This window comes from Acinetobacter shaoyimingii (genome assembly GCF_011578045.1).
Classification (GTDB): Bacteria; Pseudomonadota; Gammaproteobacteria; order Pseudomonadales; family Moraxellaceae; genus Acinetobacter; species Acinetobacter shaoyimingii.
Window position 1 is genome coordinate 1,383,574 of record NZ_CP049801.1, and the last position, 23,254, is coordinate 1,406,827.

A 23,254-nucleotide genomic window follows, 5' to 3' on the forward strand; every position below is an offset into this window, starting at 1 on the left:
GAGCATGTTTATTAGCTTTGAAGGCACAGAAGGTGTAGGAAAGAGCACGCTCATTCGTAAACTTTATGATCATTTTCTAGCACACGGTCAAGATGTGGTTTTAACACGTGAACCGGGTGGAACGCCACTGGCAGAGCAGATTCGAGCATTACTCCTTTCAGTCAATCACGATGAGCAAATGAGTCATGATACTGAACTTTTGTTGATGTATGCGGCACGTGCACAGCATTTACAACAAGTGATTTTACCTGCTTTAGCATCGGGGAAAACGGTGTTGTGTGATCGTTTTGCTGATGCAAGTTTTGCTTACCAATGTGCTGGTCGTGGGCTTAGCCGTGAAAAACTGCAACTTTTGAATGATAATTTCGTTTCAAAAATGCCAGATATTACTTTTTGGTTAGATGCGCCTATTGAAACAGGGATGTCACGTGCACGTGAGCGAGGTGCATTAGATCGTTTTGAACAAGAGAAGGTAACTTTCTTTGAGAAAGTAAGAGCAGGATATCAGGAGATATTTGAAAAGCAACCTGAGCGTATGAAACGTCTTGATGCAACTCAAACACCTGATCAAGTCTTTGCACAAGCATTAAGCTACATTGATATTGAGTGATGTTTTTCAACTATTAGATTCTCAATTCTCAAATGCCGCTTTTGAGAATTGCTTCCTGAATAGGGTAGACATGCAATTTCCGAGCTTATAAGTTTTTACATAAAAAGCTGGGTCAATGTACTCAGCTTTTTTTATGAGTTGAACTTAAGCGTTAATGCTCATCTGAGCATCTTGGTTTATATTGATCTGGGTATGGATAAAAAATTTTAATAGAACGATAACGGATAGATCAAATGCAAAGTAGCAAGGAAGAAATTGTAGAATTCATTCAGCGTGAGTTTCCGCAAAGCTTAGTTAAATGTGACATCGAAGCAGTGACAGAACAAGGTGCGAGTGTCGTATATCGTGTTGATCAACAAGATTTGAGACCTGGTGGAACAATTTCTGGTCCGACCATGATGACTGTTGCTGATTATGCACTGTATATCGCTATTTTAGGTGAAATCGGGATTGTGGGATTAACCGTCACCACAAACTTAAATATTAACTTTTTAAGAAAACCTGTGGCAAATCAAAATATTCGTGGTATATGCAGATTGATGAAAGTAGGAAAAGCATTGATTGTAGGAGAAGTGACATTGTATTCAATTGGACAAGATGATCCGATTGCACATGTCACTGGGACTTATTCTATTCCTCCAAAACGTTAAAATGGTGAATAAAAAAGAGCAATATTAAATTGCTCTTTTTTTATGATTTAAGCAATAATCGATTAAGTATTCACCAGTGGGGTTTCAACTTTAAAATTCGGTGGAGTAAGTACTGTTTTTCGAAGTTCAGATGATAACTCTGGATAATCTAAGGTGTAATGAAGACCTCGAGATTCTTTACGTTGCATCGCACAGCGCACAATCATTTCAGACACTAAAACCAAGTTGCGAAGTTCGATCAAGTTTTTACTGACATGATAATCTTCATAGTATTCGGTAATTTCTGCTTTCAGCATTTCAATACGATTTAATGCACGCTCTAAGCGTTTAGTGGTACGTACAATACCGACATAATTCCACATGGTTTGACGTAGTTCATCCCAGTTTTGCAAAATCACCACATCTTCATCAGGATTCACTACTTGCGAATCGTCCCATTCAGGAACTGAAGGCAATTGCTGTCCTGTTTCGAATTTTTGACGAATATCCTCGGCTGCATTCATTCCATAAACAAAACATTCAAGTAAAGAATTGCTGGCCATTCGGTTCGCACCATGTAGACCCGTATAAGAAGTTTCTCCAATGGCATATAAACCAGCGATATCGGTTTCACTGTTGTCATCGACCATGACACCGCCACAAGTATAGTGTGCCGCTGGAACAACAGGAATCATATCCTTGGTGATATCAATACCTAATGTTAGTAAATGGGTATAGAGCATTGGAAAATGTTCTTTGATAAAACTTTCAGGTTTATGGCTAATGTCTAACCATACATGTCGAATACCTAAGCGTTTAATTTCATAGTCAATCGCACGTGCCACAATGTCTCGTGGCGCCAGTTCTGCACGCTCGTCAAAACGCAGCATAAAGCGTTCACCATCTGGAAGGCGTAAATATGCACCTTCACCACGCATGGCTTCAGTAATTAAAAATGAGCGCGCTTGCGGATGGTACAAGCAAGTTGGATGAAACTGGTTAAATTCCATATTGGCAACTCGGCAACCTGCGCGATACGCCATAGCAATTCCATCGCCCGTAGCGATGTCAGGGTTCGACGTATAAAGATAGGCTTTCATTGCACCACCGCAAGCCAGTGCAGTAAAAGGGGCAAGGACGGTGTGTACCTTTTCATTTCTTTCATCGAGTGCATATAAACCTACAGCTCGATTGTCCTTATCAATTTGTCCGAGTTTATGTGTCGTGATGAGATCAATCGCAATGAAATTTTCGAAAATTTGAATATTGTTCTTTTCTTTGACACGCTCAACCAATGTTGTTGAAATCGCACGTCCTGTAGCATCGGCAGCATGTATGATGCGGCGTTGAGAGTGACCGCCTTCACGAGTAAGATGAAGCTGATTTTCTTCATCTAAAGTAAATTCGACGCCATGCTTGAGTAAAAAGTCGACAGAGGGTTTGCCGCCTTCTACTGTAATCTTTACGGCTTTTTCTTCGCAAAGATAAGCACCAGCAACTAAAGTGTCATCAATATGTTGTTGAATGGAATCAGTGACATCTAGAACTGCTGCAACGCCACCTTGTGCATAATAGGTACTGGCATCGGTTAAATGAGATTTTGCTAAAATTGCAATTTTAAAATGATCTGGAAGAGAGAGCGCTAAACTTAAACCTGAACCGCCACTACCGACAATAATGACATCAAAATGATGAGTCGTACCTGATTGAGACATTTCCATTCGCTAATTGGATCAAAATAAGTTTGTTAATAACACTCTTTTTTAATTAAAAAAACAATAGTTAAAATCCTCAATATTTGGTCAAAATAACAATAAAGATGAAAATTAAGCCAAAATTAAGTAAAGTATTGTTTTATAAAAGTATTGAAACATTTTTTTACGTAATAATATCTTTTATTATGTTAAAACCAATTTTATCCAAAATCATAATATGTGAGCTCGTACTTCATGAACAATGGCTTTATTAAAAAAGGAATATACGCATTTGCTTTTACAATGGCGGCGCAAGCGCAAGCTGGTGTACCTGTAGATTTCTCCAATTTGGTCGAACAGGTGAGTCCTGCTGTTGTGAGTGTTAATGTTGTCAAAAAAATGTCACAGGAAGAGCTGTTACAACAACAAGTGCCTGAGATATTAAAGCGTTTCTTTGGTAATCAAATTATTATTCCTCAACAACGGGCACCTCAAGAAAAAACAGCATTTGGGAGTGCTTTTTTTATAAGTCGCGATGGTTATTTACTCACCAATCATCACGTTGTTGAAGATGCATCTGAAGTCACTATCATGCTAAATGATCGCCGTGAAATCGACGCAAAAGTAGTGGGGAGTGATGCACGTACAGATGTGGCATTATTAAAAGTTGAAGGAAATAATTATCCAGCGCTTAGCACAGGAAATATTAATCAGTTAAAAGTGGGTCAACCTGTATTGGCTATTGGTTCACCATTTGGATTTGATTACTCTGCATCAGCAGGTATTGTAAGTGCAAAATCGCGCAATATGATGGGTGAAACTTCAGTTCCATTTATTCAAACAGATGTTGCGCTGAACCCAGGGAATTCGGGTGGACCATTATTTAATCAACAAGGTCAAGTGGTTGGTGTAAATTCACGTATTTTTAGTGGAACTGGTGGCTATATGGGATTGTCATTCTCAATTCCAATTGATGTTGCTATGGATGTTGTAGATCAACTGAAAAAGAATGGTAAGGTAACGCGTTCTTACTTAGGGGTAATGCTACAAGATGTAGATCGTAACCTCGCAGAAGTTTACAAATTGTCTAAGCCAGAAGGTGCTTTGGTGACCCAAGTTGCTCCAAACTCTCCAGCACAGAAAGCGGGCTTTAAGTCTGGTGATGTGATTTTGAAATACAATGGCAACCCAATTTCAAGAACGTCTGAACTGTTAAATTACTTGAATCGTACCTTGCCAAATCAGACCATACAGCTTCAAGTCCTACGTGATGATAAGTTAAGTAATATTTCTGCAACCTTAACTACAGCACCAGATGATACACCTGCAAAAAATACGCAAACTGCTAAAGCAAAACACAAAGGGCCGGTATTGGGGATTGCGATTCGTAGTTTAAGCGATGTTGAAAAAAACCGTTTAAATCTTAAGGGCGGTGTTTTTGTTCAGGAGGTTGAACGTGGTGGTTTAGCTGCTCAATCAAAAATCATTCCTGGTGACATTATCACGCAAATTGGAAACAAAACTATTACAGATGCAAATGCTTTTGTAGAAGCTGTGTCTGAATTAAAGAGCAATACTGTTGTTCGTGTAACCATTGTTCGACAAGCGCAAACTGCAATTATTGGTCTACGAATTAAGTAAATGCTTAGATATAAACGGTAATAAAGACCACTCTATATGAGTGGTCTTTCATATGCATAATTTGTAATGGTTACATTGTGTTAGTGACACTTAATGGTTTAATAAGATAAAATTAATAATAATTAAGGTTCAAATATTTTTTTATTTAAAAATTTTAATAAAAATTTTGCAGGTATTACAATGATAAAGTTTTATCCCGTTTGTTTGGTTGTATTATTAACGGTGTTATGTGGTTGTGATAGACAAAAAAAAGTAGAACAAATCACTACAGTGGATACATCGGCCAATAAAGCACTTAAACAGTTGACTCATAAAGAAGGTTTTGATCCTGAAAGTTTGAATAAACTCCCGTTGACTCAGAAAGATTTTCCATATTTTATGCTCCCTGAAGACTATAAAGTGACTTCATTTAAAGTGGTTGAGTATCAAAAATATTATTTTGCTATCCATGATAAGCCAACGCTATTAGAAGGTGAGCTCTACAAAACACCTATTGCTGTAGAGCCAAGCAAACAATTTTCTGAAAGTTATTTTGAAAAAAAATTTAATAATTCAATGATTGCAATGGGTGCTGAACTGCTGAATGAAAGCGAAATTCCATATCAGCTCTATGAACAATTACCAGATTATGAAAATCAATCTAGCTTAAATATTGGCAAAAAAACCTATACTTATGGTTTTAGAAATGCGGACGGGCATCCAATCATTATTCAAATGACATTGAATTCACCGACTGTGGTCGTGATGGAAATATCACCTGATGAAACAGTCATGAAAAGAGTGAGATTTGACTAATTAATCTCAATGAGCATGCCAAATTTGAGCTTTAATTGAATTTTTAATATCTAAATTTTTTACAAATTAAAGCTCAAATGTAGCGCTCATATAAGCACGAATTCAGCAATGTAAAGAAGATTGATTTCCCCTGAATCGTTCAATTGTGTAATAAATTGTCTTGTCTTGTCTTGTCTTGTATAAGCTTGGATTTTTGTTCTATTCCACGCTATGTCGTTCTGAATCAATACTGAAATTTCATTTTTGAATGTAAGTTCTGCACATTTAGTAAGATGGTGTAGTACTAAAAGCAATCATAATTTTAAACTCAATCAATTTAAAACATGGTTGATTGACTTTTATATATCATAATAATCATATAAGTTTTTAATCCAAAGAATTTGAGCAAGGCGATGCCCTTGATCAAATTCATCATACAATGTTGATTTAGTCTGTTGCTTTTGATTTAAGGATATACGTGAGTACAATTTTTGATTTGAAAATAAAAGTAAGCCCAGAACATATTGATGTCTTGGGGCATGTCAATAATGTGGTTTATGTCAGTTGGATGCAAGATGTCGCGACTGCTCATATAGAATCGTTGGGTTTAGGCATAAAACAGTATCTAGAACTTAAGCATGCTATGGTCGCTGTCGAACATCAGATGCAATATCGTAAAGCAGCGTTAGAAGGTGAAGAAATTATTCTGCGCACTTGGCTGCATGATATCAACGCACTTTACTCTTTTCGTCAATATGCTTTTTACCGTGAAAAGGATCAAACTGTACTGTTTACTGCTATGACCAAATGGGCCTGTGTCGAAATCGCAACGGGTCGTCCTAAGCGTTTATCTCCTTCATTTACTCAAGCATATCAACCTATTTCAGAAGCATTAAATCCATTTGATTTTACGACTTTATATTTGACTTAATCTTTCACTTCAACTTTTAAATCAAAGCACATTTCAAATTTTTCTCATATTTCATCAGTATGAGTCGCATTATTATGGATACTTTGAAAAAACCATCTGCTATAATCGAGCACAATTTGTTAAACAGCTTTTGCTATGTAGTTTGAATTTCATACATAGCGCAATTTATTGTTCAAGGTAACTCATGGCGCAAGCTAAAAAATCCGTTGATATCAAAAACATACGTAACTTTTCGATCATTGCTCACATCGATCATGGAAAGTCGACTCTAGCCGACCGTTTTATTCAAACCTGTGGTGGATTGCAAGCTCGCGAAATGCAAGCGCAAGTTCTTGACTCCATGGATATTGAACGTGAACGTGGGATTACCATTAAAGCCGCTTCAGTAACGTTGTACTATAAACATTCAGATGGTCAAGAATACCAATTGAACTTTATTGATACACCAGGACACGTCGACTTCTCTTATGAAGTCTCTCGTTCTTTGGCTGCTTGTGAAGGTGCATTATTGGTTGTTGATGCTGCACAAGGTGTTGAGGCGCAATCTGTAGCAAACTGCTATACCGCAATTGAACAAGGTTTAGAAGTTTTGCCTGTGCTCAATAAAATCGATTTACCACAAGCTGAGCCAGAGCGTGTTATTCAAGAAATTGAAGACATTATTGGTATTGAAGCGACTGAAGCACCAACATGTTCTGCTAAAACAGGTTTAGGTATTGAGGGTGTTCTTGAAACATTGGTCAATGTGATTCCTGCGCCAGTCGGTGATCGTGACGCTGCACTTCAAGCACTGATTGTTGACTCATGGTTTGATAACTATTTAGGCGTTGTATCACTTGTTCGCGTCAAAGAAGGTCGAATCCGTAAGGGCGACAAAATGCTTGTAAAATCGACGGGTCAAACGCACATTGTGACATCTGTAGGTATTTTCAATCCAAAACACACTGAAACTGACATCTTAGAAGCGGGTGAAGTTGGATTTGTGATTGCAGGGATTAAGGACATTTTTGGTGCGCCAGTGGGTGATACCATTACACTGTCAAATACGCCTGAAGTTGCTGTGTTGCCTGGGTTTAAAAAAGTTAAACCACAAGTTTATGCAGGTTTATTCCCAATTGATTCAAGCGATTTTGAACCTTTCCGTGAAGCATTGCATAAATTGCAAATTAACGATTCGGCGTTATTTTTTGAGCCTGAAAGTTCTGATGCGCTTGGGTTTGGTTTCCGCTGCGGCTTCTTAGGAATGCTGCATATGGAAATCGTACAAGAACGTTTAGAGCGTGAATACGATTTAGACCTGATTTCATCTGCACCTACTGTAATCTATGAAGCCGTGATGAAAAACGGTGACATAGTCTATGTGGACAGCCCATCTAAAATGCCAGATGGATCAACAGTTGAAGATTTACGTGAACCCATTGCTGAATGTCATATCCTTGTTCCACAAGAATATCTTGGCAATGTAATGACATTGTGTGTTGAACGTCGTGGTGTACAAAAAGATATGAAGTTCTTGGGCAACCAAGTTTCAATCACGTTTGAAATACCAATGGCTGAAGTAGTGATGGATTTCTTTGATAAATTGAAATCATGTTCACGTGGTTTTGCCTCACTCGATTATAACTTTGTACGTTTTGAATCATCTTCATTGGTTAAAGTTGATGTGCTTATCAATGGTGATAAAGTCGATGCTTTAGCCATGATTTGTCACCGTCAAGACGCCCGTCATCGTGGTATTGCGCTTGTTGAAAAAATGAAAGATTTGATTCCACGTCAAATGTTTGATGTTGCGATTCAGGCTGCGATTGGTGCACAAATTATTGCCCGTTCAACAGTAAAAGCCATGCGTAAAAACGTATTGGCTAAATGTTACGGTGGTGACGTTTCTCGTAAGAAGAAATTGTTGTCTAAGCAAAAAGAAGGTAAGAAACGTATGAAGCAAGTGGGTAGTGTCGAAATCCCACAAGAAGCGTTCTTAGCTGTATTGAAAGTAGAAAGATAATAATTTGAGGATATATGCCCATGGATTTTGATTTTAATTTAATTCTTGTACCTGCTACGCTGATTTTCTTGGGCATCTGGTTGCTCGATAAATTTGTATTAAAACAGCGTGCAACGAAGGGTAAAGGAAATGAAAATTTCATCATTACATGGGCATATGACTTTTGGCCTGTTTTGGCTGTAGTTTTAGTTCTCAGATCTTTTTTCTTTGAGCCGTATAACATTCCATCTGATTCTATGGTTCCGACCTTAGAAACAGGTGATTATATTTTAGTCAATAAGTACCAATACGGTGTACGTTTACCAATTACTAATTCGAAAATTATCAATGTAAAAACACCAGAACGTGGTGATGTCATCGTATTTCGTTACCCGCCACAGCCGACCATTAGTTATATTAAGCGTGTTGTTGGGTTGCCTGGTGATCATATTGTTTACGAAAATGGCCAATTGACGATTAATAATCAAAAAGTACCGCTTGAGCAAACCCAATTTAGCCGTGAAAAAGATGTATTAGACACACCGCAATCTTTGTATCATTATGAGACACTGGGTGAACATAAACACTTGATTCGTAACCTAGAAGGCCAAAATACTTTGGTTGCGCAGTTCAATTATGCGCAAACGAAAAATGAGTTGCCTTTTGTTGCGAAAGAAAATGATCGTTTTGTAAAATCTAATGGTCAGAGTTGGGAAGTGACTGTCCCAGCTGGTCAATATTTTGCAATGGGTGATAACCGTGACCAAAGTGCTGATAGTCGTTTTTGGGGATTCGTACCAGAAGAGAATTTAACAGGGCAAGCATTCTATGTTTGGATGCATAAAGAACCTGGTTTGAAATTACCTTCATTCAGTCGCAATGGTCATATTGATTAATCAAAATGAATTATTTGGGCAATAAAAATGTATAAAAATCAAAAAGGTGCTTCTTATTTAACGATTTTAGTTGGGTTGGTTGCTTTGGCTTTTGTGGTCAAAGCGGTCACAGCTGTTTGGCCTTCTTATTGGGATGATCGAGTGGTCAATAAGCAAATTGAGGAGTTGATTTCTTCGAGTTCATCAGATATCACAGAAAATCAATTTGTGGAAAAAATGGATAAAAGTTTAGAAATGAACAATATCAGAGATCTAAAATTTGATGATATTGCTCAAGTCAGTACTGAAAATGGTATAGTTGTGTCTAAGCAATATGAGGTAAGAGTTCCGTTCTTACTGAATATTGATTTAATTTTAACATTCGAGAAGAGTTTTGATCAAAGGTCAGTTCAAAGTCAATGATGCGCGCTTAATTGGTCGCATTGGTTATCAGTTTAAGAATATTGAGTTACTTCAACTTGCACTGACACACCGTTCGGTTAGTCATAAATACAACTATGAGCGCCTAGAGTTTCTAGGTGATTCATTGTTAGGGATGATCATCGCCAATTATCTTTACGAGGCTTATCCCAAAGAGGATGAGGGTCGACTTACACGTATGCGAGCGACCTTGGTTCGGCAAGAAGCTTTAGGCAAGATTGCCAATGATTTAAAACTCAGTCAGAGTTTAATTCTGAGTACAGGTGAATTAAAATCTGGTGGACATCATCGCGAATCGATATTGGCCGATACCGTTGAAGCCATTATTGGTGCGATCTATACAGATTGTCACGATTTAAATGTTTTGCAGCAGATCGTTTTGAAATGGTATGAACCTTATCTGGATCATATTGAACCAACAGATCAGCTCAAAGATCCTAAATCACGTTTACAAGAATATTTGCAAGCACGTAAAAAACCTCTCCCTATTTACGAAGTTGTCGATATTCAAGGTGATGCACCAAATCAGCATTTTAAAGTGGAATGCTTGGTTGATGGATTGCCAGTTAAATATGGTGAAGGATCAAGCCGTCGCTTTGCTGAACAAACAGTTGCGGCAGAAATCTTAAAAATTTTGGAGCACAAGTCTTAATGACGACTCATTCCGATCACAATGATGCTGATCACGACTCGAACGACAATGCTAACGATCTAATCAATGACTTTTTTAGTTCACAAGGTACAGAAATACCGAAAGACTTTAAAAGTGGATTCGTTGCTATTGTTGGTCGACCAAATGTAGGTAAATCTACATTAATGAACCATATATTAGGTCAAAAGTTATCGATTACTTCGCGTAAGCCACAAACCACACGTCATAAAATTGTGGGAATTGATTCGCGTGAAAAATCTCAAGCTGTGTTTGTTGACACACCGGGGATGCATAAGAAAGAAGTACGTGCCATCAATAAAATGATGAACCGTGCAGCTCACTCGGCACTACGTGATGTAAATTTGGTTCTATTTGTTGTTGATGCAGAAAAGTGGACACCAAACGATGACCTCGTGTTGGAAAAACTTAAAAATGCTGAAATGCCTGTCATTTTGGTCATCAACAAAATTGATACTTTGGAAAATAAAAACAAAGCATTGCCATTAATTTTAGAACGTCAAAAATTAATGAATTTTGCTGAGATTGTTCCTGTATCTGCGCTTCGTGGGGCAAATTTAGATCATTTACGAAATACGATTGAAAACTACTTACCGTTCCAGCCACCACTATATTCTCTTGATCAATTAACAGATCGCTCTGAACGTTTCTTGGCGTCAGAGGTGATTCGTGAAAAAATCATGCGCCAGTTAGGTGAAGAGCTTCCATACGATTTAACGGTTCAAATTGAATCTTTTAAAATTGAAGATGCTGTTTTAAATGAAAAAACTGGTCGTATGAAGCCAGCTTGTACGTATATCGATGCAACGATTTTTGTTGATCGCCAAGGGCAAAAAGCCATTGTGATTGGTGAAAAAGGTGCAAAACTGAAAAAAATCGGTATGGATGCACGTGCTGACATGGAAAAAATGTTCGAACAAAAGATCATGCTGACACTTTGGGTCAAAGTGAAAGGTGGATGGTCTGATGATGAACGTGCACTAAAAAGTCTAGGTTATAGTGATATCTAATATTGGTTTGATATGACTCAAGGTGAACCGTAATGATTCGAATATTGGCAGTTTTAACGTGTGTAATCATGTTGCAAGGCTGTATTCATAAAATCGTTACGGTTCCTGTGAAAGTGGCGTATAAAACCACTAAAGGTGTAGTGAAAGGCACTGCTGCAGTGGTAGGTGCTGTTATTCCCGATCGTGAAGAAAAACAAGATGACCCAAAAGATTTAAAAAACGCCAAAACTCATCAAAAAATAATTTCACAAGATGATTAAGTGATCATCTATGCGTAATGAATCTCTACATGGTTATTTGATCCATCATCGTAAATATCGTGAGCGAAGTCATATCGTTCATTTATTTACAGAAGAGTATGGGCGAATGGATGGGATTTTGAGGCAAATGCCACCCCCTCAATATCAACCCATTACCTTACAAGCAACAGGCAAATCTGAGCTTAAGAACTTCACCAAGTTAGAAATTTTAAATCATCCTATTTTTTTCTATGGTGATGCATTTTTTTCAGGATTTTATTTAAATGAAATTATTCTGAGATTGTGTCCTTTAGAAGAACCTATGCCTGAAACATTTCAGCAATATCATTTGACTTTAAATCATTTACAGCATTTAGCTGAACAAACATCTCAAAATCAATTTCTCAAACAGATATTAAGACAATTTGAATTTGTCTTGCTTGGTGAATTGGGCTATGCCATTGATTTTAATGTTGATGCACAGCAACAACCAATTTTAGTAACACAAAAATATCAATTTCAGCTCAATGACGGCTTTATACCTGTATCGCATTCAGCAAGTGGCACCTTGCTTGGAGAGCAGATTCTCTCAATGTCTAGCTATGAAAAAGGTACAGATTTTAATGCTGAGCAGTTACAATTATTGACTAAACTTTATCGACAGATGATTGCTTCATTGTTGGGAGATAGACCTCTCAAAAGTCGACAACTCTGGATTCAAAATTCTCAACCAAAAACCAATTAGGAAAATGTTATGGCTGCATTGTTGGGTGTGAACATCGATCATGTTGCGACACTTCGTCAAGCGCGTGGAACTAACTATCCCGATCCTGTTAAAGCAGCATTGATCTGTGAAGAAGCAGGAGCAGAGGGCATTACCTTACATTTGCGTGAAGATCGTCGTCACATTCATGATGATGATGTGCGTCGTATGCGTCCAGTATTGAAGACGCGTATGAATCTTGAAATGGCTGTAACAGATGAAATGGTTGCATTCGCTTTAGAAATTAAACCACATCATGTGTGTTTTGTTCCAGAAAAGCGTCAAGAAGTGACTACTGAGGGTGGGTTGGATGTCATTGGTCATTTTGAAGATGTTAAAAAAGCCACGCAAGCATTGACTGCAATTGGTTGTGATGTGTCGTTATTTATTGATGCAGACTTTGCGCAAATTGATGCAGCTGTTGCTTGTGGTGCACCAACGATTGAACTTCATACGGGTGCATACGCAGATGCCCATACGCCTGCAGAGCAACAAGCTGAATTAGAGCGCATTGTGAAAGGCACCGAATATGCCGTATCAAAAGGTCTGGTGGTCAATGCAGGACATGGTTTGAATCTGGACAATGTTGCACCGATTGCTGCAATTCCTCAAATTCATGAGCTGAATATCGGTCATTCGATTATTGCTGAAAGTGTTTTTGTTGGATTGGCGCAAGCTGTTAAAGATATGAAAGCAGCAATTCATGCTGCAGTGAAATGAATGTAGAAAGATGCTGAATCAAAAATATGTCGATCTTATGCAACCTGTTGTAGGGTTCTTAGGATGTAAAACACCGCAAGCTTGGTTAGATGAAGCAGTCAATAATCTTGATCTCTTGATGCAAGATCATGCCAACTGTGAAAAGAAAGCAGCAGGAACAGCAATGAACCTGATGTTTCGCTATAGTTTTTTTACAGATTTACAAGTGAAACTTGCACAATTGGTTCGTGAAGAAATGCTTCATTATGAACAAGTATTGGAATTGATGACTAAACGTGGTCAACAGTGGCAGTCGATAAGTGCAGGCCGCTACGCAGGCGGGTTACGTAAAGAAGTTCGAACCTATGAACCTGAAGCCTTGATTGATATTCTAATCATTGGCGCATTTGTAGAGGCTCGATCTTGTGAGCGTTTCTATGCGCTTTCTCCATTGGTTGATGAAGAGTTGGGGCGTTATTACAAGTACTTATTAAAGTCTGAATCTCGTCACTATGAAGACTATTTGACATTGGCTTTAGATGTAGCAAAAACAGCAAAACTCAAAAATCCTGAAGAGGATATAGAAAACCGCATTGAGCATATTCGTGAAGTGGAAAAAAATCTGATTTTATCACCAGATGATTTATTTAGATTTCATAGTGGTGTGCCAGTCAAAGCTGCATAAATAACATGATAAAAAAACCCTCAAAATGAGGGTTTTTTTATGCAAACAATCAAAATAGTTCAAATGCAGGCGCAGCCCAACCACGCGCAGATTTTTTGCTGACTGGGCTCATTGGCGTGCCACCATAAATGACCTGTTGATTTGCATCTTGATAAGTCATCCATGGAATGGTATTGGCAAAACCAACAGGTTCTTGGTTAAAGTCACATACACCTTTTGGAAATACAGCTTGCAATCGATTCCATTGATCATTGCTAAAGCGTACTTTACTGCCATAATCTGACTGAAGTAGTGGTTTGAGCTGACATTTAACATGATAAGTACTGATACTGTCACCCGCCACCATTCGTGGTGTGCGGTATACTGGCAGGATTGATTCATTGCAGAGTTTTTTACGGCTAATGATGCCAGCAATAATACATGAATCACCAAGTTGACTCGGTTTATTGGCCGTCAGTTTCTGGTCAATCGGAAGGGCACTATTGTCTTTTTCAACCTGAGACAACCATTGATCCATATCTTTTAAGCTGATATCAAGACATTTAAAATCACCAATTAAAGGAGTGCTCCCACCATAAATCAAATGATTATTATGGTGACCATGTGCCTTGTCTAAACGCGCACGAACGGCAAAAGCACGATAAGAGTCATGGAACGCAGCTGGATCTGGTCCACGACAGTCAATGATCGCCACTTTATTTAAATTGTTCGCAACATTAATTGAACCTGTTCGATATGCATTGTTTAAAGCAGTATAGTTTGCTTCTACACGCTCTGGGGTCGCATTAATGTCGATATCAATGCCACCAATTTTTTCGTTGAGTACAACAAACTGTTCCTCAGAAATCTTATTTTTTAATAAAGAGTCTAAACCGTATTGAACGCCAACATTATCCATAGCTAAACCAGCAAAACCGTGTCCAATTTTTTTTTCATTCTCAGTCCAGATTTCGGGTGGTCTAGGACCAAATAGATTGATTGCTGCATCATGAATGGTACAACGCGAACCTGTTGGATTGGTGTCGGGATGATAAAGTTGCTCCTCTGTTAACCCTTTGCAGCTTCGATTAGGTCGGACAACATCAAACTGAGCACGCTCACTCACTAGCCCATTGATCTCTGAGATATGACCTTGGACATGGGCAATTTGAGAAGGTAGAAAGCGTAAGCGAGTCTTCCAATTTTTAAAATAATGAATCATTAAATGATAATCAACAAATTGTGTTGCGGTGCTCCAGGTGTCTGGAAAAGAACACGTCACCAAAAGACCTTGATAAATACCTGGATATGCATTGGCGACAGATTGGGACACTAAAGAACCACCTGAACAGCCCTGACCAATGGTATAGCGCAAAGTGCCGTATTGCTCGATAAAACGCTCTTTTGCCATGAGCAGAGATTCAGCTTGAACAGCGATATTACAATTGTGATTACTGTGTGCTAATGATGCTGATAATACGGCGTAACCTTGACCTAAGGCGTCTACCGTTAAATCAGGTGTTAAATTATCACGGTCGATTTGAATGACATCAGGTGCTGTACCTGAGCGGTAATCATTGTCACAACCATGTCCATGGGCGATGATGAGTTTATGGTTAAATTGTGGTTGTGGAGACAGTGTGCTCCAAGTTTTTTGTGGATCAAAAAGTACAGCTATACGGTATTCATCACGATTTTGATAGCCGACTTCTTCACGTACGATAAAGGGCAGGCTGATACCTTGATCGGTCGTGGTTGTTGCAATAGCGTTTGATGAGGGGGGGGCGTTTGGGTCGTAAGTTTTAATTTGTCCGAGTCGATTGCGGTAGTAATAATTGTATTTTACGGGTTGTGAACAGAACGCATCCTCAGATGGATATTTACAGGTCCAAGGATTCAGTTGTGGTCCAGAAATCAGCGGACCACGTGTATCGTGATTTTTCAATGTCAGATGTTGTATGTATTGGCTGGTTTCAGTAATCAGTTGATTGTCGGCGATGACTAAATTGCTGATCAGTGCAGTTTGGGCTTGATTTTGAAATGCTGAAGTGATGTCTTTGCCATTTAAAGTTATTTTAACTTCATTTGCATTTGTATCAGCTGGTAGGTCAAGTTGAAGAAGAACATCACCATCAGTGATTAAATCTGGTCTTGTTGAGAGTACGGCGATCATTTCCTTTTCGGTTTTGCTCAACATATTTTTTGCAGTAGCTGAACTAGGATTGGCACTTACGGCATGATCATTAGATTCATCGGAACTTCCACAAGCTGTGATCAGTGAGCTGCCGATACCTATGCTTAATAGTGTATATAAAAATTTTATTTTCATTCATTTTCACCATTTTTTTTGTTTGATTACTACAGTTAATTAGATGATTGTTATATTGGTTTTGCTTGCTTTTAGAGTATATTGCATGAGTTTTGATGTGATGAAAATCATCTGAATATTATATTGTGTGATAAAAAACACATGAGTTTATTGTGGAAAAATTAGATTTTCTAAAATATAAGAGACTAAATATGGTGTTGTAAGTACAATCTGTTAAGTTACATTAAATAAGTAAATGGCTGAATTTATTTTATAAAAATGACTAAGATTGAATTTCAGTTTTGCATAATGTGCAATCAAATATTTATTGAAATCATCTTTTTAGGTCCTATTTTATGAGAAAAATACAATATTTTTGCGTTTTAAATTCAACAAAAATACACAAAAAATTACGTATTAATGTTCTCAAAAATAGGGTGTTGGAGCGCTTGTAATTTAAGGCATACTTAAAAGTGATGTGATTTGGCTAAAGTATGGGTTGTTGATAGTTGGTTATTGGTTATCCAATTCAATGCATTTAAACTGATTTTGAATTTTTTTAAGTGATTGATTTTGTTTTGTCTGTTTTATTAATTGGAATAAATCTTTAGAAATCACTATCTTGTGCTTATGTTTATCGATTTTAAAAAAATTAAGTTTGTGTGTGAATGATTGGTTGTTCGTGCTTTTGTGTTTTTATCAGCAGGCACGTTTTTAAAAATTGTAAAGCTTTTAGAGCTATTTCATTTTTTAAGACTTGTTATGTGTGATGTTGTCGTGGATCGTTCTTTATTATCTCGGTGCAATTTTAGGTTGATGCCAAATATCTCTCAGATATGCAGTGCAAAAAAAAGCCCACGTCATTATGCGTGGGCTTTTTGGTATTTGGCTCTCCAACCTGGGCTCGAACCAGGGACCTGCGGATTAACAGTCCGTCGCTCTACCGACTGAGCTATTGGAGAATCTGAGTGCGATTATAAGGGGATTTCTCCAAGGGTCAAGCTAAAACAACATTGTTTTAAAGAATATCTGTTTAAGTGTTTTTTATTTAAGCAAAAAGCTGAATATTTTGAAAAAGTCTTGCTTAGCAAGACCATGCTTGCTAAATTGAAAGGCAGATAAAGTGTTTGAATGAACTTCAGACAGTGTGGATTTACAACCAACTTGCCAGCACTAAAATGGCTAAACAGGAGACAGCGCATGCAGACGCTCAAAATTTCTCAAATTTTTTCAAATTTCGCTTTTTATCAAACGCAATACCTTCAAATTTTATCAAACTCAGATCAGTACTATACCGAAGTTGAAGGTGCGTATATTCATGTCTGGCCGTTTGAAAAACAAAAACTGTATTTAGGCGATCTTTTACAGCTTTGGTTAGGTCATAAGTTTGTCGTCGAAACAAAGTCCGATTCATTATTTGACGTGTTGAATGATCCATCTGAAATTGCAGGTGTGTATCATCTTTATAAAATTGAAGGTCATTTATTTTCAAATCAGACTATTGCTTTAGGGTGGTCAGAGTGCACAAAACAAAGTCAGGAAGTTCACATAGAACAGTTATTTAAATTGTATTGTTTATTTAAGTCGATATCACGGCCAGCCGCTACCTCTCATACGCTACAGTCATATAAATCGGCAATTTAATATTTTGATTGAATAAAACTTAATGATTGATTAGATTGAAATCTAATCATAATAAATTGCTCCTTAGACAATGAAAAAAACTTTTTATGTGCTGTGTTTGGTGTGTGTATTGACGGGTTGTCAGGACAAATCTCATGATTCTACGGAAGCTGTTAGTGTTGAACCAACTGAAAAAGATCTGTCTTCATCGAATATACCCGTAGCGCATTCAGATCAGGGGGAGATCGAAGATTTGACTGTTTCAGATAAGAACGCTATTTATCCGAAACAAGTACTTGAGTTTATTCAATTGAGGTTGCAACATTGCTCAGCCCATGAACAGCTTCAGCTTGAAAAACTGATCAAAGTTGCCAATATATGGGGGGATGATCAGCCAGAATATATTCTTGAACCACATTTGATTCGTTGCGATGATCATGCTTCATCCCATAACGATGTACGACAAATCTCTGTTTTTGCGACTCTAGAAGGCGGGGTGACGAAACGAATTTTTGATCATCCTATGTTGGATTATGCATTGCTTGAGAGTAAGACGGCAGTTGCAAATTTAAAGAATGAAACGACGAAAGTGCAAGACCCTAAATTATTTGATCAGCAGTATCGAAATTCACAAAAATTAATCAATGATCAAACATCCTCTAATGCTAAAGATTCTGAACCCAAAGATTTAACAGTTAAATACCCAAAACAAGAGCTTTGGCTCACTGTTGGTGGTGCTTTTTGTGGTCAGGATATGACACAAGTGAGCCGTGCAGAGGCCATTACTTGTAAGCGTTTAGTGGTATGGGATGCTAAATTGAGGGAATTGAGGTTGGACCAAATGAAGGTGAATGTCATGAATTCCCAGAATATTCAGGATGATGATCAAAATAATTTAAGATAATGATCATGATATGAACTGGTTATTTTGAAATTTTGATGAGTCGCATAATTTTATAATTATGCGACCTTATAAAGCGTTTGAATAAGCTTAAAAAATGGTGTTTTAAATCCATTGAATCAATCGATCACTTTCATAAAACATTTCTTGATCAATTAAAATTTATGCTGTCATTTGTCATTCTTGAGCCATATATCGCGCAAGAGAAGGGGCTTACATGGATAACTTAAATTTATTGATTATGAAATTTTGATGTGAATTCTTGCCATTTCTTTTTTCGATTGACTTTATTTTCATCTTTCTTTTGTTGTTTTAGTGCGACATTGGTTAGACGTTTAACTTCGTCCCAAGTTTCGACTGACGCTTCAATTTCAGCTTCAACTTCGTCGTAATCCCAGCGGTATACTGTGGCATGAGTGGTAGCAAGATATTCATCTGCAATAGATTCATCTTCCTCTTCTAAGTCGACAAAAAGTGCTGTTTCACCGAGCGGAAGTAATTGACTGATTTTTGATAAAACTGCTGAATTTTCGTCAAATTCATCTGCATCGTTCAGTGAGCCAACCAAAGCACCCGTACTAAATCCAAGTAATACACCCAGTGGACCACCCAATATACCAATCAGCGATCCGAAAAGACCACCAAACAATGTATTTGAATCGACATCATTTCCTTGATTGTCTTGTATTTGAATACTACCGTCATCAGCACGTTTAACAACTATTACTTGATTAATATTTATGTTTTGTTGGTTTTTGAGCTGTATAAAACTCTCATATGCTTTTGAAGATTCACGCCATGTGACTAATAAAATATGATGCGCCATTTTTCTTCTTCCCTAGTGCTGTTTGCGAGCTTTCAGTGTATTGGGAGCAACATATAGACAATGTACACATTGAGAGGGACTTTAATGTCTTTTTTTTGATTGTGTAATCATTTTATAAACACCTTGCAATAACAAGTAAATTTCACATTGGTTTTTAAACATTAACAATTTTATTGAATTTTCATTTAAATATAATTTGTAATTGTGATGGAGTTCGCGTTATGTTTTGTTATGTGATTTAAATCATATTTTGCTATGTGGTTTGTAATGTGTACTCCTCAACTTTATCAGTGATCATGAACATTGAAGCTTACTAAAGGCTAGAACATTTGATCTGTTTGGTGGTTATTGTGAAATTTCTCTTTTAGGTGAATAGCAATAAATGAAAAGTTCGATGTTGAAGGTTCAAGGTTATAAATTTTTAGATGTAAGGAATTTGAGATGCGTAAACGGATATTTACACTGACATTGAGCACAATGTTGTTGATGGGGCATGCTGCAATAACACAGCAAGCTGTGGCAAAACCTGCAAGCAGTTTTACATTAAGTGAAATGCTTTTGAATGGAAATACTTCGTTTATTCAGAAAGTTTTGGGTAAACGAAATACATTTGAAAAAAATTCTAGTCTAGCTGTTTCGCCCTTGTTTAACGCTACACATGTTTATGTTAAACCTGAATACTTTGATCAGTTTACAGATAGTTTTATTGCAACATTTGGTGGTACTAAATCAGAGCAGGGTGTCTATCAAGTTACCCCAACCCCAAGCCAAACCATGTCGCAATTTGTGTTGTCACCCGTAGGGACTTTATCTGTATTTGGGTTTAAAACCCCTGTGCCTTATCCATTTGGAAGTGAAAGTATAGGGTATTTGGTCAAAGATTTTGATCGGGCAGTACAGTTTGCACGTTCAAATGGCGCTGAGATCATTGTTGCACCTTTTACAGATCTGGCAGGGCGTGATGCTGTGATTCGTTGGCCAGGCGGTTTCACCAGTCAGCTGTATTGGATTGAAACCATTCCTGATTTTGAACCATTGCAAACCATTCCCGAAAGTCGCGTTTATGTTTCACCTGAAGCGGTGAACAGTTTTGTGAAAAAATTTGTCAATTTCACTCAAGGCAAAGTCGTGTCTGATCACCCACGCGCTGCAGGTATTGAGATTGGTCGTCCGAATGAGTTTTATCGACGGATACGTATTGAATCTAATTTTGGCAAGATGACCGTATTTGTGACCGATGGACATTTACCATTTCCTTATGGACGCGAAACAACGGGTTTTGAAGTCCAAAATTTAAATGAAACATTGGATAAGGCACAAAAAGCTGGCGCCAAAATTTTAGTCAATCCTGTTCAGACTGAAGCGCGTGAATCAGCGATGGTTCAATTTCCGGGAGAGTATATTGCTGAAATACATGCACGTTTAAAATAGCGTTTAATTAACTATTTGGATTTGCATCATCAAATGATCATGCAAATCCTGAGGCTAATGTCTTGCTGGTATTTTAGCCTAAATTTTTGATGTGTTGAATCAGCAGAAATAAATGGCATTAAGCTCGAATAATCATACAAGTAGCCGTGCCATGTGCATAAAGTTTACCTGTTTCATCCACGATTTTACCTTCAGAAATGGCTAAATTTTTACTGACATTAATGACTGAACCAATGGCGGTGAGTTCCTTGTCTTTGGGAATAGGGCGACACATTTTGATATTCAAATCAATGGTGCCATAACCTACACCTGCCTCTAAAACAGTATGAATTGCACAACCAGTGACGGTATCAAGGACAGTGGCAGCAAAACCACCGTGAACACCACCAAGCGGGTTGAGATGGCGATCATCAGCTTGCACTAAAAATGTGATTTGTCCTTCTTGGATTTCAGTCGGTTTCATTGGAATGGTTTGACTAATTGAAGCCGGTGGAATCTTTCCATCAGCCATGGCTTGTAGGAGTTCTAATCCGGTCATTTGTAGTGGATTCATTATTTGCATATCCTATTTGTAATATAGTTCTAAAAGGGAACTTACATTAAAAATAAATTGACATCATACCGATGTCAATTGCAGGTTAAAGAAAGAATAAGAACTCAATGGTCAGATTCAAAGATTTTGTCTAGACAATCTGCGAACTTTAGCACGTGCATATCTATAGATTCACCTGTTGCCCATGTTGCACTAGAAATTGCATCATTCACATCAATGATATCAAGGCCTTTGCATAATATACGCGGGCTTTGTACCACGATAAATTTTGGAGATTGGGTTTTTAAACATTGAGCAATATAGTGTTCAATGTTTTCTTGTTTATACACATCTATAACTTTATAACGCATTGTTTTACCATTAATTATAATTAAAATTATGTTCTGGAAGTGATTTTAATATTTACGTGAAAAATAATCTATGTCAAATATGTAGTAAATTTTAAATAAATGTGACAATGATCACATTTTGTTTAATTTTGAATTTGTCTATTATTTTCCATAAAAAAACCCGCAAGTATTGCGGGTTTTTTGATTTAAGCTTAATAAATGGCTTAAATTATTTTTTTTCAGCAGCAATAGAAGCGATCGCAGCATCAACGCCTTCGATTGAATCAGCAGCTTTTTTGATACGAGCAAGCGCATCAACAAGTACTTCATCAGCAGTTGCATAAGAAATACGCATATAACCGCCTAAACCGAATGCATCACCAGGAACAACAGCAACGCCAGTTTCTTCCAATAACCATGCAGAGAATTCTGTGCAAGATTTCAAACCTTTTACACGAATCAATGGACGAATATTTGCATATGCATAGAATGCACCATCAGCAGGTAAGCAAGTAATACCGTTGATGTCATTTAGGCCTTTAACCACTAAATCATGACGACGTTTGAATGCTTCAATCATTGGCTCAAGAACGTCTTGAGGACCATTCAATGCAGCTTCAGCAGCAACTTGTGAAATCGAAGTTGGGTTTGAAGTTGATTGAGATTGGATTTTTTTCATTGCACCAATCAGCTTAGCAGGACCCGCTGCATAGCCAATACGCCAGCCAGTCATTGCATAGGCTTTAGACACACCATTAAGCACGATTACACGGTCGTAAAGATCAGGTGCAACAGTTGCGATGTTGTAGAATTCGTCATTCCAACGGATTGGTTCGTACATGTCATCAGAAGCAACAAGTACTTCAGGGTATTTACGTAGAACTTCAGCTAGCGCCAATAATTCTTCTTTGGTGTAAATCATACCTGTAGGGTTAGATGGGCTGTTCAACACCACTAAACGAGTTTTGTCAGTGATTGCAGCTTCTAATTGAGCAGGGGTAATTTTGAAACGTTGTTCTTCACCACATTTCACAATAACAGGTGTACCTTCAGCAATAATCACCATGTCTGGATAACTTACCCAGTAAGGTGCAGGGATGATCACTTCATCACCTTTGTTTAACAAAGCTAAAGCTAAGTTAAAGAATGATTGCTTACCACCACAAGAAACCAAAATTTGGTTTGCAGCATATTCAAGATTATTATCACGTTTTAATTTCGCAATAATCGCCTTTTTAAGACCAGGAGTACCGTCAACAGCAGTATATTTGGTAAAACCGTTATTAATCGCTGCAATAGCAGCATCTTTGATGTGTTGCGGAGTATCGAAATCCGGTTCACCAGCGCCTAGACCAATAACATTTTTTCCCGCAGCTTTTAACTCTGCTGCTTTATTGGTTACAGCAAGTGTTGGGGACGGTTTGATGGCATTTACACGATCAGAGAGACGTACGTCCACGGCAGTATTCCTTCTTATGGGGGGATTAAAAATAAAAAGCACACTATCTTATATCAAAAATGCGCTACACGTCGCCCAATATCTAAGCAAAATGTCAAAAAAACACGAAAAAATATAAAATCTTAGTTTAAATGAAGATATACAAATCAAAAAAACTGTGAGACTCGCAAAAATCATGATTTTTTCGTACAATACCGCATAGA

The 23,254-nt window shown here is 37.6% G+C and carries 23 protein-coding genes and 1 tRNA gene; 17 read left to right on the top strand and 7 right to left on the bottom strand.

What is annotated here, in order from left to right; all coding sequences use genetic code 11:
- The first annotated feature begins 4 nt into the window (after positions 1 to 4).
- Positions 5 to 610: a dTMP kinase gene (tmk, locus tag G8E00_RS06170; RefSeq protein ID WP_166222711.1), complete on the top strand. Its 606-nt coding sequence runs from the start codon at positions 5 to 7 to the stop codon at positions 608 to 610.
- Positions 611 to 843: 233 nt separating this feature from the next.
- The gene (locus G8E00_RS06175) at positions 844 to 1,260 is read left to right on the top strand and encodes a PaaI family thioesterase (protein WP_166011430.1); all 417 of its coding nucleotides are present in this window, start codon (positions 844 to 846) and stop codon (positions 1,258 to 1,260) included.
- A gap of 62 nt (positions 1,261 to 1,322) precedes the next feature.
- On the opposite strand, the gene nadB is transcribed toward G8E00_RS06175, so the two are convergent.
- Positions 1,323 to 2,960, bottom strand: coding sequence for an L-aspartate oxidase (gene nadB, locus G8E00_RS06180; protein ID WP_166222713.1), 1,638 nt, complete (start codon positions 2,958 to 2,960; stop codon positions 1,323 to 1,325).
- Between the two features lie 228 nt (positions 2,961 to 3,188).
- Between nadB and G8E00_RS06185 the strand changes: the two genes are divergently transcribed.
- The 12 genes from G8E00_RS06185 to miaE all read left to right on the top strand — a co-directional run bounded on the left by G8E00_RS06185 (position 3,189) and on the right by miaE (position 13,642).
- Positions 3,189 to 4,574 carry a Do family serine endopeptidase gene (locus G8E00_RS06185; protein ID WP_166011426.1) on the top strand — a complete coding sequence of 462 codons (1,386 nt, stop codon included), beginning with the start codon at positions 3,189 to 3,191 and terminating at the stop codon, positions 4,572 to 4,574.
- Between the two features lie 180 nt (positions 4,575 to 4,754).
- Positions 4,755 to 5,369 carry a hypothetical protein gene (locus G8E00_RS06190; RefSeq protein ID WP_166011424.1) on the top strand — a complete coding sequence of 205 codons (615 nt, stop codon included), beginning with the start codon at positions 4,755 to 4,757 and terminating at the stop codon, positions 5,367 to 5,369.
- Positions 5,370 to 5,826: 457 nt separating this feature from the next.
- Entirely contained in the window at positions 5,827 to 6,279 is a 453-nt protein-coding gene (locus G8E00_RS06195; protein WP_166222715.1) for an acyl-CoA thioesterase, read from the top strand.
- Positions 6,280 to 6,463: 184 nt separating this feature from the next.
- Entirely contained in the window at positions 6,464 to 8,281 is a 1,818-nt protein-coding gene (gene lepA / locus G8E00_RS06200) for a translation elongation factor 4 (protein WP_166222717.1), read from the top strand.
- Positions 8,282 to 8,301: 20 nt separating this feature from the next.
- Positions 8,302 to 9,156, top strand: a complete 855-nt coding sequence (lepB, locus tag G8E00_RS06205) for a signal peptidase I (RefSeq protein ID WP_166011419.1) — start codon at positions 8,302 to 8,304, stop codon at positions 9,154 to 9,156.
- A 27-nt stretch (positions 9,157 to 9,183) separates the two neighbouring features.
- A complete protein-coding gene (locus G8E00_RS06210) occupies positions 9,184 to 9,558 on the top strand; it encodes a DUF4845 domain-containing protein (RefSeq protein WP_166222719.1) in 375 nt (124 codons plus the stop codon).
- Complete coding sequence (gene rnc / locus G8E00_RS06215) at positions 9,530 to 10,228, top strand: ribonuclease III (RefSeq protein WP_166011415.1); 699 nt, start codon at positions 9,530 to 9,532, stop codon at positions 10,226 to 10,228. Before G8E00_RS06210 ends, rnc begins: the two co-directional genes overlap by 29 nt.
- A complete protein-coding gene (gene era, locus G8E00_RS06220; RefSeq protein WP_166011412.1) occupies positions 10,228 to 11,256 on the top strand; it encodes a GTPase Era in 1,029 nt (342 codons plus the stop codon). Before rnc ends, era begins: the two co-directional genes overlap by 1 nt.
- A 32-nt stretch (positions 11,257 to 11,288) precedes the next feature.
- Positions 11,289 to 11,516, top strand: coding sequence for an NF038104 family lipoprotein (locus G8E00_RS06225; RefSeq protein ID WP_166011411.1), 228 nt, complete (start codon positions 11,289 to 11,291; stop codon positions 11,514 to 11,516).
- A 10-nt stretch (positions 11,517 to 11,526) separates the two neighbouring features.
- Complete coding sequence (gene recO, locus G8E00_RS06230; protein WP_166011409.1) at positions 11,527 to 12,240, top strand: DNA repair protein RecO; 714 nt, start codon at positions 11,527 to 11,529, stop codon at positions 12,238 to 12,240.
- Between the two features lie 9 nt (positions 12,241 to 12,249).
- The gene (pdxJ, locus tag G8E00_RS06235; protein WP_166222721.1) at positions 12,250 to 12,978 is read left to right on the top strand and encodes a pyridoxine 5'-phosphate synthase; all 729 of its coding nucleotides are present in this window, start codon (positions 12,250 to 12,252) and stop codon (positions 12,976 to 12,978) included.
- A gap of 10 nt (positions 12,979 to 12,988) precedes the next feature.
- Positions 12,989 to 13,642, top strand: a complete 654-nt coding sequence (miaE, locus tag G8E00_RS06240; protein WP_166222723.1) for a tRNA-(ms[2]io[6]A)-hydroxylase — start codon at positions 12,989 to 12,991, stop codon at positions 13,640 to 13,642.
- Between the two features lie 49 nt (positions 13,643 to 13,691).
- Here miaE and G8E00_RS06245 read toward each other — a convergent pair whose 3' ends face one another.
- Both G8E00_RS06245 and G8E00_RS06250 read right to left on the bottom strand, forming a co-directional pair.
- Positions 13,692 to 15,950 carry a DUF6351 family protein gene (locus G8E00_RS06245; protein ID WP_166222725.1) on the bottom strand — a complete coding sequence of 753 codons (2,259 nt, stop codon included), beginning with the start codon at positions 15,948 to 15,950 and terminating at the stop codon, positions 13,692 to 13,694.
- Between the two features lie 865 nt (positions 15,951 to 16,815).
- Positions 16,816 to 16,891: transfer RNA gene (locus G8E00_RS06250), tRNA-Asn, on the bottom strand.
- A gap of 238 nt (positions 16,892 to 17,129) precedes the next feature.
- Here G8E00_RS06250 and G8E00_RS06255 point away from each other — a divergent pair.
- Together G8E00_RS06255 and G8E00_RS06260 are read left to right on the top strand one after the other, a co-directional pair.
- Positions 17,130 to 17,573: a hypothetical protein gene (locus G8E00_RS06255; protein ID WP_166222727.1), complete on the top strand. Its 444-nt coding sequence runs from the start codon at positions 17,130 to 17,132 to the stop codon at positions 17,571 to 17,573.
- Between the two features lie 70 nt (positions 17,574 to 17,643).
- Positions 17,644 to 18,456 (top strand): hypothetical protein, encoded by an 813-nt coding sequence (locus tag G8E00_RS06260; RefSeq protein WP_166222729.1) that lies wholly within the window; start codon positions 17,644 to 17,646, stop codon positions 18,454 to 18,456.
- A 229-nt stretch (positions 18,457 to 18,685) separates the two neighbouring features.
- Here G8E00_RS06260 and G8E00_RS06265 read toward each other — a convergent pair whose 3' ends face one another.
- Positions 18,686 to 19,279 carry a DUF1269 domain-containing protein gene (locus G8E00_RS06265; protein ID WP_166222731.1) on the bottom strand — a complete coding sequence of 198 codons (594 nt, stop codon included), beginning with the start codon at positions 19,277 to 19,279 and terminating at the stop codon, positions 18,686 to 18,688.
- 441 nt (positions 19,280 to 19,720) lie between these two features.
- Here G8E00_RS06265 and G8E00_RS06270 point away from each other — a divergent pair, with 441 nt between their 5' ends.
- A complete protein-coding gene (locus G8E00_RS06270; RefSeq protein WP_264821398.1) occupies positions 19,721 to 20,710 on the top strand; it encodes a glyoxalase in 990 nt (329 codons plus the stop codon).
- A 118-nt stretch (positions 20,711 to 20,828) separates the two neighbouring features.
- On the opposite strand, the gene G8E00_RS06275 is transcribed toward G8E00_RS06270, so the two are convergent.
- The 3 genes from G8E00_RS06275 to G8E00_RS06285 form a co-directional block, all read right to left on the bottom strand.
- Entirely contained in the window at positions 20,829 to 21,266 is a 438-nt protein-coding gene (locus tag G8E00_RS06275; RefSeq protein ID WP_166226455.1) for a PaaI family thioesterase, read from the bottom strand.
- Positions 21,267 to 21,367: 101 nt separating this feature from the next.
- Entirely contained in the window at positions 21,368 to 21,613 is a 246-nt protein-coding gene (locus G8E00_RS06280; RefSeq protein WP_166222733.1) for a hypothetical protein, read from the bottom strand.
- 208 nt (positions 21,614 to 21,821) lie between these two features.
- Positions 21,822 to 23,051 (bottom strand): pyridoxal phosphate-dependent aminotransferase, encoded by a 1,230-nt coding sequence (locus G8E00_RS06285; RefSeq protein ID WP_166222735.1) that lies wholly within the window; start codon positions 23,049 to 23,051, stop codon positions 21,822 to 21,824.
- Positions 23,052 to 23,254 lie beyond the last annotated feature (203 nt).

Excerpts from the sequence above, each read along its gene's own strand:
- tmk (WP_166222711.1), top strand. The coding sequence starts at position 5 with ATGTTTATTAGCTTTGAAGGCACAGAAGGTGTAGGAAAGAGCACGCTC.
- G8E00_RS06175 (WP_166011430.1), top strand. The coding sequence starts at position 844 with ATGCAAAGTAGCAAGGAAGAAATTGTAGAATTCATTCAGCGTGAGTTT.
- nadB (WP_166222713.1), bottom strand. The coding sequence starts at position 2,960 with ATGGAAATGTCTCAATCAGGTACGACTCATCATTTTGATGTCATTATT.
- G8E00_RS06185 (WP_166011426.1), top strand. The coding sequence starts at position 3,189 with ATGAACAATGGCTTTATTAAAAAAGGAATATACGCATTTGCTTTTACA.
- G8E00_RS06190 (WP_166011424.1), top strand. The coding sequence starts at position 4,755 with ATGATAAAGTTTTATCCCGTTTGTTTGGTTGTATTATTAACGGTGTTA.
- lepA (WP_166222717.1), top strand. The coding sequence starts at position 6,464 with ATGGCGCAAGCTAAAAAATCCGTTGATATCAAAAACATACGTAACTTT.
- lepB (WP_166011419.1), top strand. The coding sequence starts at position 8,302 with ATGGATTTTGATTTTAATTTAATTCTTGTACCTGCTACGCTGATTTTC.
- G8E00_RS06210 (WP_166222719.1), top strand. The coding sequence starts at position 9,184 with ATGTATAAAAATCAAAAAGGTGCTTCTTATTTAACGATTTTAGTTGGG.
- era (WP_166011412.1), top strand. The coding sequence starts at position 10,228 with ATGACGACTCATTCCGATCACAATGATGCTGATCACGACTCGAACGAC.
- G8E00_RS06225 (WP_166011411.1), top strand. The coding sequence starts at position 11,289 with ATGATTCGAATATTGGCAGTTTTAACGTGTGTAATCATGTTGCAAGGC.
- recO (WP_166011409.1), top strand. The coding sequence starts at position 11,527 with ATGCGTAATGAATCTCTACATGGTTATTTGATCCATCATCGTAAATAT.
- pdxJ (WP_166222721.1), top strand. The coding sequence starts at position 12,250 with ATGGCTGCATTGTTGGGTGTGAACATCGATCATGTTGCGACACTTCGT.
- miaE (WP_166222723.1), top strand. The coding sequence starts at position 12,989 with ATGCTGAATCAAAAATATGTCGATCTTATGCAACCTGTTGTAGGGTTC.
- G8E00_RS06245 (WP_166222725.1), bottom strand. The coding sequence starts at position 15,950 with ATGAAAATAAAATTTTTATATACACTATTAAGCATAGGTATCGGCAGC.
- G8E00_RS06255 (WP_166222727.1), top strand. The coding sequence starts at position 17,130 with ATGCAGACGCTCAAAATTTCTCAAATTTTTTCAAATTTCGCTTTTTAT.
- G8E00_RS06260 (WP_166222729.1), top strand. The coding sequence starts at position 17,644 with ATGAAAAAAACTTTTTATGTGCTGTGTTTGGTGTGTGTATTGACGGGT.
- G8E00_RS06265 (WP_166222731.1), bottom strand. The coding sequence starts at position 19,279 with ATGGCGCATCATATTTTATTAGTCACATGGCGTGAATCTTCAAAAGCA.
- G8E00_RS06270 (WP_264821398.1), top strand. The coding sequence starts at position 19,721 with ATGCGTAAACGGATATTTACACTGACATTGAGCACAATGTTGTTGATG.
- G8E00_RS06280 (WP_166222733.1), bottom strand. The coding sequence starts at position 21,613 with ATGCGTTATAAAGTTATAGATGTGTATAAACAAGAAAACATTGAACAC.